This is a genomic window from Idiomarina sp. 017G (assembly GCF_004362265.1).
Lineage (GTDB): Bacteria > Pseudomonadota > Gammaproteobacteria > Enterobacterales > Alteromonadaceae > Idiomarina > Idiomarina loihiensis.
Window position 1 is genome coordinate 319,618 of sequence record NZ_SNWT01000001.1, and the last position, 14,840, is coordinate 334,457.

A 14,840-nucleotide genomic window follows, 5' to 3' on the forward strand; every position below is an offset into this window, starting at 1 on the left:
ATTCAGGCTATCTGGATAGGGATAAGCCCGTTATACTGCTGTAATAATTCAGTGATTTGCCGCGCCGGGACCGGTCTACTGAAAAGAAAGCCTTGTCCGGTACTGCATTCACGTTGTAATAAAAATTCGACTTGTTCTTCGGTTTCGATACCCTCGGCAACCAATTGCAGGTTTAAATTACGCGCCAGACTAATAATGGTCTGCGTAATGGTTGCGTCGTCTTCATTGTGCGGTAGATCTCTGACAAAAGAGCGATCTATTTTTAACGAAGTAACCGGAAAATTCTTCAAGTATGACAGTGACGAATAGCCCACACCAAAGTCGTCTATAGCCAGCGACATTCCCTGTTCACGCACCGAATGCATGAAACGGGTATGGGATTGAATGTTTTCAATAAACACTTGCTCAGTTAGCTCTAGCTCTACTTTGTTTGGCGGTATTTGGGCTTCGTTCACCCGTTCCATAATGTCATCGACCAAATCAGCTAAGTGTAGTTGCTTTCCTGATATATTGATGGCAATGCTCAATTCTTCGAAGCCAAGTTCGTGCCATTGCTTTAATTGTAGAAAGGCTTCTTCCATCACGTATTCCGATATTGGAATAATGAGACCGGTGTCTTCAGCCAGTGGAATAAACTCATCCGGAGGAATGATGCTGCCATCATCGTCAACCCAGCGAACCAGAGCCTCTAAGCCACTGATACGGCGGCTACCGAGCTCAACTTTAGGTTGGTAATAAACCGTTAGTTGCTGCTTGGAAACGGCGTGGCGCAGCCGTTTAACCAGTTCCAGTTTTTTGGTCAAGTCACGATGAATGGCTTTATCGTAAACTTTATAGGTATTGCGGCCATGTTCTTTTGCCTGATAAAGCGCAGTGTCGGCGTTACGAATAAAGTATTCAGCGTTAAAATCGGCATCATCCGCGAAAGTGACCCCAATAGAGGCACTAATAAAGAGCTCATAGACGTCCACGAAAAAGTGCGTGTCGAGCGCCTGAAGCAGTTGTTCCGACAGTTTGATTACAGCTTCACGACTATCAGGCTTTGCTATTGCCAGTAAAAACTCATCACCGCCAGCTCGTGCCAGAACGCTTCCTTTAGGCGCTAATTTCGTAATGCGTCGCGCAACCCGGCGCAGCAATTCGTCACCAACCGTATGGCCCAGCGCATCATTGACTTCTTTAAATCTATCTAAATCTATAAATAATAAAGCGGCTTTTTTATGCGGTGACTCGGTTTCCAGCCACTCACCCAGAATGCGTTTTAATGCGTTTCGGTTTACAAGGCCAGTAAGAGAATCATGCTCGGCAAGATAAGCCATCTGCTTTTCAATGCGCTCGCGTTCATCAATTTCACTATAAAGTTCAATATTGGAATCGGCCAGTTGCTGCGCTTTAAAGCGGCTTTGGCCTAAAATATAAAGGACAAAAGTCAGCATGCTGGTTACGAGTAAACCGGCGATTAAAGCGGCTACTGAAATTCCACCACGGAGTTGCTCCAGGTGACCAGCGGTTGGCCAGACTGAGAGCTCCCAGCTGTTTCCTACTAATTGTAGTGAATGAAAATGTGACCATTCATCGCGTAATGAGGTATCGCCGGCAAATTGATACAGTATGTCGTTGTCACTGCGTACGCTGAGTTGGAAACCTTCACTGATGTTACTGCGTACGACATTATTAAACAGGCTTTGCAGGCTTATCACAAAACCCAGAAAACCGTGGGTTTGCTCTTGCTCTACACGGACAAAAATAGCTATGTCGCTGCTAATACGCCCCAAGTTTCCGGCGGCTCCCATCATTGCGTGACGGTTTCCTTCAGAAGCTTTTAGTTTTTCCAGCAATGGCGTTTTAGCGAAAGGCGTTCCCAGTAGCTCGGGCTGCTCGTTCTGAGGATAGATAAGCTCAATATCCAACTGGTCATTGAGCCAGGTGATGCCTTGTACATTTTGATAGTACAAAGTAACGATATCGGCGTTTTCCTTCCAGCGTTCCTCTATCGAAAGATCACTGCGTTCCCACTCGCGCGCTAGCAATTCAGCGACAAATAAATGTGAGACCAGGCTTTGCCGAATGTCGCGTTGCAAGTTGTAAGTTTCAGCTTCCAGGGCATCGTGGACAACTTGATTTTCCTGATAACGCAAATAGCTAAAAGCGGTAACAGTAATGACCAAACCAACAAGGGCTGCTATAACAGCCTGCCGTGATCCGTGCAGGAACATCATGGATTAACGCAACTCCTCTCTATCACGGAAGTAATCCAGTGCTTCTGGGTTTGCCAGAGCATCCGTGTTTTTCACGGGCTCGCCGTGAACCACATTACGTACCGCTAATTCGACTATCTTACCGCTTATAGTACGGGGTATGTCGTCAACCTGCAAAATTACAGCAGGTACGTGCCGTGGAGTCGCGTTAGCACGAATGGTTTTCGCAATGTTTTGGCGAAGTTCGTCGTTAAGCTCTACTCCGTCTCTGAGTTTTACAAAAAGAACGACGCGCTCGTCATCATCGTATTGCTGACCGACAGCAATACTTTCCAATACTTCATCAACCTTTTCTACCTGACGGTAAATTTCGGCAGTGCCAATACGTACGCCACCCGGGTTGAGAACGGCATCGGAACGACCGTAAATAATAACGCCGTCGTGCTCGGTGAGCTCGGCAAAGTCACCATGTGCCCAGGTATTTTTAAAGCGGTCGAAATACGCATTGAAGTAACGTTCGCCATTCTCGTCGTTCCAGAAGCTCACGGGCATGCAGGGGAATGAGTTTTCGCAAACCAGTTCGCCTTTTTCGCCTTTAACCGGTTTTCCGTTCTCGTCATAAACGTTAACGGCTAAACCAAGCCCCCGACATTGTAATTCTCCCCGGTAAACAGGCAGAATAGGGCAGCCAAGGGCAAAGCAGGAAACAATGTCAGTACCACCTGATATCGACGAAAGACACAGGTCTTTTTTAATGTCGCGGTAAACGTAGTCAAAGCTTTCTGGCGGTAGTACCGAGCCCGTGGTTAAGATGCTGCGCAGCTTTTCCAGGTTATGACTTTCTCCCGGTTTAACGCCTTCTTTTTCAAGTGCGGCTAAATATTTGGCGCTGGTACCAAATACGGTAATGCCTTCTTCGTCAGCCACGTCCCATAAAAACTCAGGTTTAGGTGCAAACGGCGAACCGTCGAATAAGGTTAGAGTTGCGCCCACAGCCAGACCACTGACCAGCCAGTTCCACATCATCCATCCGCAGGTGGTGAAGTAAAACAGATTGTCGTCACGATCTAAGTCGGTATGCAGACCGTGCTCTTTTAAGTGCTGCAATAAAGTACCGCCCGTACCATGAACAATGCATTTAGGGACGCCCGTGGTACCTGATGAAAACATGATATAGAGCGGGTCATTAAAGTTGCGTGGAGCGAAATCTATCTGGGTCTTTTCAGCGTCGCCAAAATCACTCCATGAAAATATTTTGTCGCCTTTTATGCGATCTTTTTGTTCGCTGAAATTAACCAACACCGTGGCTTCAATGCTGGGAATTTGTTTAATGATATCGGCGGTTTTGCTCTTTATGTTGAGGTTTTTGCCGTTATAAAAATAACCATCAACAGTAATCAGAACTTTAGGTTCTATTTGACCGAAACGGTCAAGCACGCCCTGAACGCCAAAGTCTGGCGAGCAAGACGACCAGATAGCGCCGATGCTGGTGGTTGCCAGCATACCAATTATGGTCTCAATGCAGTTAGGCATCATGGCGGCAACACGGTCACCGGCTTCAACTCCGCGTTGGCGTAGACCTTCGGCAAAAGCGGCAACTTCGTGGTTGAGTTCGGCATAAGTTAACTGCTGGCGTGTGCCATTCTCACCGCGAAAAATTAGAGCAATATGATCGTCTTTATGACGCAACAGGTTTTCGGCAAAATTCAGGCTGGCTTCAGGAAACCATTGAGCACCGGGCATTTTTTCTTTATCGGTAACTATCGTAGAGCCTTTTTCACCAATAACATCAAAGTAATCCCACACCATAGACCAGAAACTTTCGTCGTTCTCGACGGACCACTGATAAAGGTCGTGATAATTGGCCAGCGCAGCGGCTTCTTCTGTATTCACTTGTTGTAGAAAGTCTGTCATGCGGGCATTAGCAATGGTATCTGCTGACGGTTGCCATAAAGCTTCTGAAGTCATTTTAATCCCCTTATTTTGCTAATTAAGCTTTTGCCAATTCTGCTACTGCGACCTGAGAGCGGGGGCCATGCGCTAAATGCTGACAAATATCGGCTCCGGCCGCGATTAACTTGTTCAGGTCAATACCGGTTTTAATGCCCATACCATTTAACATGTAAACCACGTCTTCGGTGGCAACATTGCCACTGGCGCCTTTAGCGTATGGGCAACCACCCAGGCCAGCTACGGCCGAGTCAATGGTGGCTACACCTAGTGGCAGGCAGGCTATGATATTGGCCAAAGCTTGTCCGTATGTATTGTGAAAATGCAGCGCCAGTTTGTCCATGGGGACTTTTTCCGCCACCGCAGCAAGCATTTCCTGAGCTTTTAGCGGTGTACCGACGCCTATGGTGTCGCCCAGCGATACTTCATAACAGCCCATGTGGTATAAAGCTTCTGCAACTTTAACCACATTTTCTACCGGAACCTCACCCTGGTAAGGGCAACCCAAAACGCAGGAAACATAACCTCTGACGGGAATGCCTTTTTCTTTAGCCGCGGCAATAACTGGCTTAAAACGCTCCAGTGATTCGTCGATGCTGCAGTTAATATTTTTTTGGGCAAAGGCTTCCGATGCTGCACCGAACACTGCGACTTCGTCCATGTTGACTGCAACTGCCGCTTCAAACCCTTTCAAATTGGGCGTTAAACCAGCGTAAGTCACTCCAGGGCGACGCTTAATCTGCTCCATAACGGCAGGGCTGTCGGCCATTTGCGGCACCCATTTGGGGCTGACAAAGCTGGCACTTTCAATGTAAGAAACGCCGGCTTCTGCCAGCGCTTCAATTAAGGCAACTTTTGCATCGACAGAAACAGCTGCTTCATTTTGCAAGCCGTCACGAGGACCAACTTCGACGATTTTTATCTGTTCTGCAATTGCCATAATTACTCCTGGTTACTTCTAATAATGTCTTATTATTCGGCTTCGCTCACTGTAAGCAGTTCATCGCCGTCGCTGACCAAATCCCCCGCGGCGAAAAAGACGTCGGTGACTTCACCTTCATGGCCAGCTTTAATGGTGTACTCCATTTTCATGGCTTCCATAATGACCAGCGGTTGATCTTTCTTGACTGTATCGCCTTTTTTGACCAGTACTTCCATGATGGTCCCGTTCATTGGGGCAACGTGACCACCATGGGCCGCTTCATCCGACAGCGTATCAGTCACGCGGTGTCGATGGAAAGTCATAGGGCCGTTATCGGTGAATACGGTAATTTGCTGGTCGTCGGCACTGACATAGCGATGATAGCGCATACTACCGGCAGTCAGAGTGAGTTTGTCGTCGGTTAAAGATGCCTGCCATTGTATGCTTTCGTCATCAACTTGCTGCAGGAACTCTCCGTTAGCGGTTTCTATTAGTGAAATGGAGTAGGTTTCTTCGCCAAATTGCAGTGGAACCGTATGTGTCGCCGCTGAGTTCATTCTAAATGCATTACCACTTTGCCATGGTGAACTGCCACGCTGTTGTTGGCGCTGACAAATATCAAACAAAGCCGCTTCCGTTGCAATTTGCTGATAATTTACCGAGCTATCGGGCAGCAGCTCTTCCTGATGTTGCTGGATAAATTCGGTTGTCAGGTTTGTTTTCACAAACTCCGGATGTGAGGCCAAACGATGCAAAAAGTCTACGTTAGTTGTTAACCCAGTTAAACGATATTCACGCAAAGCCTTTTGCAGACGCAGCAGGGCACGGGTACGATCGGTGTCCCAGACAATCAGCTTAGCTATCATTGGGTCATAGAAAGCAGATATCTCATCGCCTTCTTCAATACCGGTGTCAATGCGGATGCCGTTTTCTTCTGCAGGCGTACGTAAATGCTTAATGGTACCGGTGCAAGGTAAGAAATCGTTGTCTGGGTCTTCGGCGTAAATCCGTGCCTCAAACGCGTGACCGTTTACCTGAATGTCATTTTGCGCCAGAGGTAATGGCTGACCCGAAGCGACCAGCAACTGCCATTCGACTAAATCCTGGCCGGTGATCATCTCCGTAACCGGATGCTCAACCTGTAAGCGAGTGTTCATCTCCATAAAGTAGAACTCGCCACTTTGGTCGAACAAAAACTCAACCGTACCGGCGCCAACGTAATCTATTGCCTGGGCTGCTCGAATGGCAGCTTCGCCCATTTCGGTACGTGTTTTCTCGGTCAGTGCCGGAGCAGGAGCCTCTTCAAGCACCTTCTGGTGACGGCGTTGCACTGAACAGTCGCGCTCTGCTAGATAAACGGCGTTACCGTGTTCATCGGTAAATACCTGAATCTCTACGTGGCGAGGGTTACGAATAAAACGTTCCATCAGCATTTTATCATTGCCGAAAGAGGACTTAGCTTCGCGTTTGGCGGAATTCAGAGCGTCATCGAATTCGCCCATGTTTTCGACCACACGCATGCCTTTACCACCGCCGCCGTACGCCGCTTTCAGCAGTAACGGGAAACCCACTTTTTCAGCTTCTGCTTTTAGCGTTTTAATGTCCTGCTCGCTTCCGTGGTAACCCGGAACCAGAGGTACGCCGGCGTCCTGCATAATGGATTTAGCCGCGCTCTTCGAACCCATAGCAGCAATGGATGATACTGGCGGGCCAACAAAGATAATATCGTTAGCCTGACATTGGTCGGCAAAATCTTCGTTTTCTGAGAGAAAACCGTAACCAGGATGAATGGCTTCGGCATCAGTTTGTTTAGCGGCGGCGATAATTTTATCCGCACGCAGGTAACTGTCCGTGCTCGCTGCAGGACCAATATGTACGGCCTGATCTGCCAGCTTAACGTGGCGTGAGTTACGGTCGGCATCGGAGAATACCGCTACGGTGCGAATTCCCATTTTTTTAGCTGTGGCAATAATACGACAGGCAATTTCACCACGGTTCGCAATCAATAATGTTTTGATCATAATGAGACCTGTTGTTAACTCTGTTTAAGCCAGGCGGCGGGGCGTTTTTCAAGAAACGCACTGAGTCCTTCCTGACCTTGTTCCGACACGCGAATTTCGGCAATGGCTTTAATGGTGTGTTCACGCACGTCTTTATCAATTGGACGTGAACCAACATTGCGAATCAGTTGCTTACAGGCGTCTACCGCTTGTGGACTATTGGCTAGAAGAGCTTCTAATAACTTATTCAGTGGCTCCTCGAAATCTTCTACAACTTCGTTAACCAGACCTAGCTCCTGTGCTTTGTCGGCAAAGAAGCGCTCGGCGGTGAGCATATAGCGACGCGACTGGCGCTCGCCAATAGTACGCACAACATAAGGGCTGATAACCGCAGGAATAAGCCCAATTTTGACTTCACTCAGGCAGAAGCTGCTGCGCGGCTGCGCCAGTACAATGTCACAGCAAGCGGCCAGGCCTACGGCACCGCCGAAAGCGGCTCCCTGGACTAAAGCAATGCTGGGCTTGCTGAGCAAATCCAGACGCTCCATTAACAGCCCGAGCTCACCGGCGTCATCCACGTTTTGCTGGTAGTTTTTATCGGCCATGGAGCGCATCCATTTAAGATCCGCACCGGCAGAAAAGTTTTTACCTTCTGAGCGAAGCACCAGCACTCTCGCGCTGGCACTTTCTTCAACTTCTTTTAACGCCTGCAGCAGCTCTGCAATCATCACGTCGTCAAACGCGTTGTGAACGTCAGGCCGGTTCAATGTCAGCGTGGCAACGCCCTGGTCGTTAATATCGAGCTTGGTGTATTTTGCCATTATTAATAACCTCCGATTACATGCGGAAGACGCCGAAGCGGCTGTCTTCAATCGGTGCATTTAATGAAGCGGCAAGGCTCAATGCCAGAACTTCGCGCGTTTGTGCCGGGTCAATAATGCCATCGTCCCATAAGCGGGCTGACGCATAATAGGGGTGCCCCTGTTTATCGTACTGTTCAACAATGGGCTTTTTCAGCGCTTGTTCTTTCTCTTCACTTAAGCTTTCGCCTTTACGGGCTAAGTTGTCTTTAGTCACCTGCGCCATAACGCCGGCGGCCTGTTCACCGCCCATAACTGAGATACGGGCATTAGGCCACATGAACATCATGGTTGGGTCATAGGCGCGACCACACATGCCATAGTTACCGGCGCCGTAGCTGCCACCGATTAACACGGTAAACTTAGGTACTTTGGCACAGGAAACCGCCATCACCATTTTCGCACCATGCTTGGCAATGCCTTCGGCTTCGTATTTTTTACCTACCATAAAGCCGGTAATGTTTTGTAAGAACACCAGTGGAATTTTGCGCTGGGCGCAAAGTTCAATAAAGTGAGCGCCTTTTTGTGCAGATTCAGAGAACAAAATACCGTTGTTTGCGACAATGCCTACCGGGTAGCCGTCAATGCGGGCAAAGCCGGTCACCAATGTATTGCCATAATTGGCTTTAAATTCGTCAAAGTCTGAGTCATCGACAATGCGCGCAATCACTTCGTGTACATCATAAGGTTTACGCAAGTCAGTGCCGACAATGCCATACAGCTCTTTTGCGTCGTAACGCGGCGGTTTGGCTGGCTGGCGGTCGAGCTTAGTTGGTTCACCGCGGTTAAGGCGGGCTACTGAGCGACGCGCTAAGGCTAAAGCGTGTTCGTCGTTGTGAGCAAAATGATCCGCAACACCGGAGATGCGTGTGTGCACATCGGCACCGCCGAGCTCTTCGGCTGAGACTTCTTCACCTGTTGCTGCTTTAACTAACGGCGGACCCGCAAGGAAAATAGTGCCTTGCTCTTTCACAATAACGCTTTCATCGGCCATAGCCGGTACGTAAGCACCGCCTGCGGTACAAAGACCCATAACCACCGCAATTTGTGGAATGCCTTTGGCTGACATATTTGCCTGATTAAAGAAAATGCGACCAAAGTGTTCTTTGTCCGGGAATACTTCATCCTGACGGGGCAGATTAGCACCGCCAGAGTCCACCAGATAAATACAAGGCAGGTGGCAACGCTCGGCAATTTCCTGAGCGCGCAGGTGTTTTTTTACGGTTAGCGGGTAATAAGTACCGCCTTTAACGGTGGCGTCGTTGGCGATGATCATGCACTCAGTGCCTTCAACCTGACCAATACCGGCAACCACACCAGCAGAAGGAACGTAGTCTTCGTAACATTCCCAGGCCGCAAACTGACCTATTTCCAGAAACGGTGAACCCGCGTCCAGTAGTTTATTAATACGGTCGCGGGGCAATAACTTACCACGGGACAAATGGCGCTCCTGATACTTCGGACCGCCACCTTGATGAATTTTTGCCGCTTTTTCCTGCAGGTCGTTAACGACGGTCTGCATAGACTCGCTGTTAGCTGCAAATTGTGCATCGCGGGTGTTGATTTTACTGGATAAAATCGCCACGGCGTTGCCTCCTTATTATTTGGATTCAGTGAACAGTTCGCGGCCAATGAGCATACGGCGAATTTCTGACGTACCAGCGCCAATTTCGTATAGCTTGGCGTCACGTAGCAGGCGTCCTGTGGGGTATTCGTTAATGTAGCCGTTACCGCCCAATAACTGAATAGCGTCCAGTGCTAGCTGAGTGGCTAATTCTGCGGCGTAAAGAATTGCTCCGGCGGCATCTTTACGAGTGGTCTCGCCACGGTCGCAAGATTGAGCCACGGCGTAAACGTAGGCACGCGCCGCATTGGTGCGAGTGTACATATCAGCAACTTTGCCCTGAATTAGCTGGAATTCGCCGATCTCTTTACCGAACTGTTTACGATCATGAATATAAGGTACGCAAGTATCAAGGCAGGCCTGCATAATGCCTAAAGGGCCCGCTGCAAGAACAGCGCGCTCGTAATCAAGGCCACTCATCAACACTTTAACGCCGTCGTTAAGTTCACCCAGAATGTTTTCTTCAGGAATCTCGACATCTTCGAAGACCAGTTCACAGGTATTTGAACCACGCATACCAAGTTTGTCGAGTTTTTGCGCCTGGCTGAATCCTGGTGTGTCTTTTTCAACGATAAAGGCCGTAATGCCCCGTGAGTTCTTCTCGGGTTCGGTTTTCGCGTAAATTACGAAGACATTAGCTTCCGGACCGTTAGTGATCCACATTTTATTGCCGTTCAGAATGTACTTGTCGCCTTTCTTCTCTGCACGTAATTTCATGCTGACTACATCAGAACCGGCATTAGGTTCACTCATAGCTAAAGCGCCAACGTGTTCACCGGTGCACAGTTTCGGTAAGTATTTTTTCTTCTGTTCTTCGTTACCATTACGGTGAATTTGGTTAACACAAAGGTTTGAATGGGCACCATAACTTAAGCCAACCGAGGCAGAAGCGCGGCTAATTTCTTCCATAGCAATAACATGTTCAAGGTAGCCCATGCCGGAACCACCATATTCTTCAGCAACGGTTAAGCCAAGCAGACCCATGTCGCCAAGTTTTTGCCATAAATCGCCGGGAAATTCATTTTTTTCATCAATTTCGGCGGCGCGTGGGGCTATTTCATCACGCGCGAAGGCATTAACCTGTTCACGGATCATATCGGCTGTTTCGCCGAGACCAAAGTTAAAGGTGGTATATTGACTGATCATAACGACTCCTGAGAATGAACTTCTGAAACTGACGACTGAATATTCTCGAGCTCGTCTTGGCAACGTTGCTCCAGACCACTGAGTTCGGTCAGTAACACATTAATATCTTCCATTTGTTGTTTAAGTGAGTGTTTTTTCTCACTGACCAGCTCAAGTACCTTTTCGAGCTGGGCCGCACTGCTATTATCCGCGTCGTAAAGTTCGAACAAACGACGGGTTTCGGCCAGTGAAAAACCGAGTCGTTTGCCGCGTAGAATCAGCTTTAAACGAACCCGGTCTTTGTTGGTATATATGCGCTGCTGCCCCTGGCGCCTGGGGGAAAGCAAGCCTTCGTCCTCATAAAAACGAATGCTACGGGTGGTAATGTCAAATTCTTTTGCCAGTTCGCCAATACTGTAGGTCACTTTATTGTTCATCGGTACTTGCTTTTTGGTTGTCCTAAGATCTAAGCTTAGAGGAAGTTTACGTTAACGTAAAGTGCATTTGGAGGAAAAATGTCGAGCGATTCAATCGTTATAGTAGCGGCCAACCGTACGCCAATGGGCGGTTTTCAGGGCAGCTTAAGTGAAGTTACTGCTCCCAATTTGGGCGCAACAGCTATAAAAGCAGCGCTGAGTAACAGCGGTTTAACAGCCGATGATATTTCAGAAGTTATCATGGGCAATGTGTTACCTGCCGGCTTAGGTCAGGCGCCGGCGCGTCAGGCAATGCTGCATGCCGATTTACCTCGCTCAACAGGCGCCACAACCATTAACAAAGTATGCGGCTCTGGCTTGAAAGCTGCAATGATGGCGCACGATTTAATTAAAGCGGGCTCTGCAGACGTGGTGCTGGCCGGTGGCATGGAAAGCATGTCGAATGCACCTTACATGCTGCCAAAAGGCCGCAGCGGTTATCGTATGGGGCACGGACAAGTGCTGGATCATATGATGCTGGACGGTCTGGAAGACGCCTACGAGCATAAAGCTATGGGGTGTTACGCACAGGACACTGCTGACGAATACGGTCTGGGCCGTGAAGCAATGGATGAGTTTGCCATTCATTCACTTACCAAAGCTCAGGCTGCTATTAAAGATGGCTTTTTTAAAGACGAAATCACCCCAGTTACATACTCTACTCGTAAAGGCGACGTCACTGTCGATACTGACGAGCAACCGGGTAAAGCGCGTCTGGACAAAATTCCTCAGTTGCGTGCGGCATTTAAAAAAGACGGCACCATTACCGCGGCTAATTCCAGTTCCATTTCTGATGGCGCAGCAGCACTCATTTTAATGCGTGAAAGCGATGCAAAGGCCAAAGGCCTGCAGCCGCTGGCGCGAGTTATGGGTCACACTACGCATTCTCAGGCGCCGTCTGAATTTACCGTTGCCCCAATTGGTGCAATGAACTCTTTGCTGAGTAAGCTGGACTGGACTAAAGACGACGTCGATTTATGGGAAATTAATGAAGCCTTTGCCATGGTTACCATGCTGGCTATTCAGCAAATGAAACTGGATCCGGAGAAAGTGAATGTGCATGGCGGAGCCTGTGCTTTAGGGCATCCCATTGGCGCAAGTGGGGCGCGGTTATTGGTTACTTTGCTGCATGCACTGAAACAAAAAGGCCAGAAACGGGGCATCACCTCACTGTGTATTGGTGGTGGAGAAGCCGTTGCTCTGGCCGTAGAAATGATCTAAAGCGCTGGTTAGCGGGCGGGTTTAAGTTTGTTAACCCGTCCTGCCAGCCATACGGCAAGAAAAATAATAAGAGCACCAATGCTTAAGCGGGTATAGTCGAAAGACTGTTCCCAAAACACGACATTAACCAAAATGCCCGCGGGAATTAACGCATTGTTCATGGTGGCCAGTTGCCCGGTATTGACTCGTTTTCCGGAAAGGTTCCAACCAAGGTAACCAAGGCCGGAGGCAACAATACCGAGCCACAATAAAATGCCCCATTGAAGATTGGTGGTCGGCATTTTGGTTAAGTCGCCAAATAATAAAACACCAAGGCCGGCAACGACGCTGGCACCAAAGAAAAAGGCAGCAAATTGCTGGCTTTGTTCTAAGGTTTTACCCGTGGGTAAACGTTTATAAGCAACTTGACCGGCAGCAAAGCACGCATTGGCTGCCTGAATTAAAAAGAAGCCGGTGATGAAGTCATCGGACAAGGGTTGATAGCGAATAATGGCGGCGCCGCATACCGATACTGCAGCGGCTATCCACCATAACAGCGGCAGATGCTTGCGGTTAAGTATCAGCTCATCAATTAGCGTTATGTAGAGTGGTGTAAAGATAGTGAACAAAAGCACTTCGGCAACGCTCAAATACAAAAACGCATGATAAAGAAACAAATACATGGCGCCAATTTGTACAGCGCCAATAACGGCCAGTTTAGCTAGTTGAGGCAATTGCCCATTTTGGGGCGACAGATGACGCCAGCGGAATAAGGGCAACACTGTTATCAGTGCTAAAATCATGCGAATAAAGACAACCAGATAACCATCAACCTGGCCCGCAAGGTAAACGCCAATTAGCGAAAAACTGGCGGCCCAAAGTAAAGTAATCAGAATTAAGAGGGTCACGTAAAAGGCTCACTTAACTAAATTTAGCTCATCAATAGATGACAAAATAACACAATAAGAAGGTGAATTATGTCTAAGAAAGTGCCTCTGTATATAGATGGCGAATTTATCGCCTCGAAGTCAGAACAGTGGATACCTGTGACCAACCCTGCAACTCAGGAAGTTATTGCTCAAGTGCCAGTTGCTACTCAGAGCGAAATGGACGCGGCGGTTGAGAGTGCCCGCGAAGCTTTTAAAACCTGGAAAGAAGTGCCGGTTTCTGAGCGTGCTCGCGTAATGATGCGTTATCAGGCCTTGTTAAAAGAACATCAGGAAGAAATTGCAGAGACTCTGGCGCAAGAAACTGGTAAAACTTTTGAAGATGCCAAAGGTGATGTCTGGCGTGGTATTGAAGTGGTTGAACACGCGGCGAATATTCCTTCGTTATTAATGGGCGAGACCGTTGAAAACGTTGCCCGTAAAATTGATTCTTACAGCTACACTCAGCCATTAGGTGTTTGCGCTGGTATTACGCCGTTTAACTTTCCGGCGATGATCCCACTGTGGATGTTCCCGCTGGCCATTGCTTGTGGTAATACCTTCATTCTGAAGCCTTCCGAGCAAGATCCGTTAACGCCAACCCGTTTGGCTGAACTGTTCGAAGAAGCAGGCGCACCTAAAGGTGTGTTGCAGGTCTTGCATGGTAATAAAGATCAGGTCGATTTTCTGTTAGACCACCCCGACGTTCGTGCCTTGTCTTTTGTAGGCTCAGTGCCGGTTGCTGAATATATTTACCGCCGTGGTACTGAAAATGGTAAGCGTGTACAGGCCTTTGCCGGTGCGAAAAACCATTGCGTTATTATGCCTGACGCCAATAAACAGCAAGTCATCAACAATATGGTTGGCTCTTCTGTCGGTGCGGCGGGTCAACGTTGTATGGCGATTTCTGTCGCAGTATTTGTTGGCGCGGCAAAAGAGTGGATCCCTGAAATAGCGGAAGCTATTGCTAAGGTTCGTCCGGGCGCATGGAATGACGAAGGTGCCGCTTATGGCCCGGTTATTAGTCCACAAGCGAAAGAACGCGTTGAAGCTTTGATTACTCAGGGTGAGAAAGAAGGCGCTAAATTGCTGGTTGATGGTCGTAATTGCAAAGTTGACGGTCTGCCAAATGGTAACTGGGTTGGCCCAACAGTGTTCTCTAACGTAACGCCGGATATGGAAATCTATAAAACAGAAATTTTCGGTCCGGTATTGTGCGCCACAGAAGTGGACAGCCTTGAAGACGCTTTGGAATTGGTTAACAACAACCCTTACGGTAATGGTACTTCTATCTTTACCGCAAGTGGTGCCGCCGCGCGTAAATACCAGCACGAAGTTGAAGTGGGTCAGGTCGGTATCAACATTCCAATTCCGGTACCGCTGCCGTTCTTCTCATTTACTGGCTGGAAGCGTTCATTCTTTGGTGACCTTCACGCTTATGGTAAGCAGGGCGTTCGTTTCTACAGCGAAACTAAGACGGTAACAGCGCGTTGGTTTGAGAGCGACCTTGAAGATCCAGCAGGTCCGAACATGTCAATTAACCTGAGATAATAGGGGAT

11 protein-coding genes are annotated in these 14,840 nt (G+C 48.4%); 2 read left to right on the top strand and 9 right to left on the bottom strand.

Annotated features, from left to right (window positions below; genetic code table 11):
- Positions 1-2 precede the first annotated feature (2 nt).
- The 8 genes from DEU30_RS01575 to DEU30_RS01610 are packed head-to-tail and all read right to left on the bottom strand — an operon-like array spanning position 3 to position 11,116.
- Positions 3-2,219 (bottom strand): EAL domain-containing protein, encoded by a 2,217-nt coding sequence (locus DEU30_RS01575; protein WP_114981501.1) that lies wholly within the window; start codon positions 2,217-2,219, stop codon positions 3-5.
- 3 nt (positions 2,220-2,222) lie between these two features.
- Positions 2,223-4,166: an acetoacetate--CoA ligase gene (locus DEU30_RS01580; RefSeq protein ID WP_114981500.1), complete on the bottom strand. Its 1,944-nt coding sequence runs from the start codon at positions 4,164-4,166 to the stop codon at positions 2,223-2,225.
- 22 nt (positions 4,167-4,188) lie between these two features.
- A complete protein-coding gene (locus tag DEU30_RS01585; protein ID WP_114981499.1) occupies positions 4,189-5,088 on the bottom strand; it encodes a hydroxymethylglutaryl-CoA lyase in 900 nt (299 codons plus the stop codon).
- Between the two features lie 32 nt (positions 5,089-5,120).
- Complete coding sequence (locus tag DEU30_RS01590; protein WP_114981498.1) at positions 5,121-7,091, bottom strand: acetyl/propionyl/methylcrotonyl-CoA carboxylase subunit alpha; 1,971 nt, start codon at positions 7,089-7,091, stop codon at positions 5,121-5,123.
- A 14-nt stretch (positions 7,092-7,105) separates the two neighbouring features.
- Entirely contained in the window at positions 7,106-7,891 is a 786-nt protein-coding gene (locus DEU30_RS01595) for an enoyl-CoA hydratase-related protein (RefSeq protein WP_110012554.1), read from the bottom strand.
- Positions 7,892-7,907: 16 nt separating this feature from the next.
- Positions 7,908-9,515, bottom strand: coding sequence for a carboxyl transferase domain-containing protein (locus DEU30_RS01600; RefSeq protein WP_011234126.1), 1,608 nt, complete (start codon positions 9,513-9,515; stop codon positions 7,908-7,910).
- A 15-nt stretch (positions 9,516-9,530) separates the two neighbouring features.
- Positions 9,531-10,700, bottom strand: a complete 1,170-nt coding sequence (locus DEU30_RS01605) for an isovaleryl-CoA dehydrogenase (RefSeq protein WP_110012553.1) — start codon at positions 10,698-10,700, stop codon at positions 9,531-9,533.
- Positions 10,697-11,116, bottom strand: a complete 420-nt coding sequence (locus tag DEU30_RS01610; protein WP_011234124.1) for a MerR family DNA-binding transcriptional regulator — start codon at positions 11,114-11,116, stop codon at positions 10,697-10,699. Before DEU30_RS01610 ends, DEU30_RS01605 begins: the two co-directional genes overlap by 4 nt.
- Positions 11,117-11,194: 78 nt before the next feature.
- Here DEU30_RS01610 and DEU30_RS01615 point away from each other — a divergent pair, with 78 nt between their 5' ends.
- Positions 11,195-12,376 (top strand): acetyl-CoA C-acyltransferase, encoded by a 1,182-nt coding sequence (locus DEU30_RS01615; RefSeq protein ID WP_034820373.1) that lies wholly within the window; start codon positions 11,195-11,197, stop codon positions 12,374-12,376.
- 8 nt (positions 12,377-12,384) lie between these two features.
- Here DEU30_RS01615 and DEU30_RS01620 read toward each other — a convergent pair whose 3' ends face one another.
- Positions 12,385-13,263 carry an EamA family transporter gene (locus DEU30_RS01620; RefSeq protein WP_114981497.1) on the bottom strand — a complete coding sequence of 293 codons (879 nt, stop codon included), beginning with the start codon at positions 13,261-13,263 and terminating at the stop codon, positions 12,385-12,387.
- Positions 13,264-13,332: 69 nt separating this feature from the next.
- Between DEU30_RS01620 and DEU30_RS01625 the strand changes: the two genes are divergently transcribed.
- Positions 13,333-14,832 carry a CoA-acylating methylmalonate-semialdehyde dehydrogenase gene (locus DEU30_RS01625; RefSeq protein ID WP_110012550.1) on the top strand — a complete coding sequence of 500 codons (1,500 nt, stop codon included), beginning with the start codon at positions 13,333-13,335 and terminating at the stop codon, positions 14,830-14,832.
- Positions 14,833-14,840: the final 8 nt, after the last annotated feature.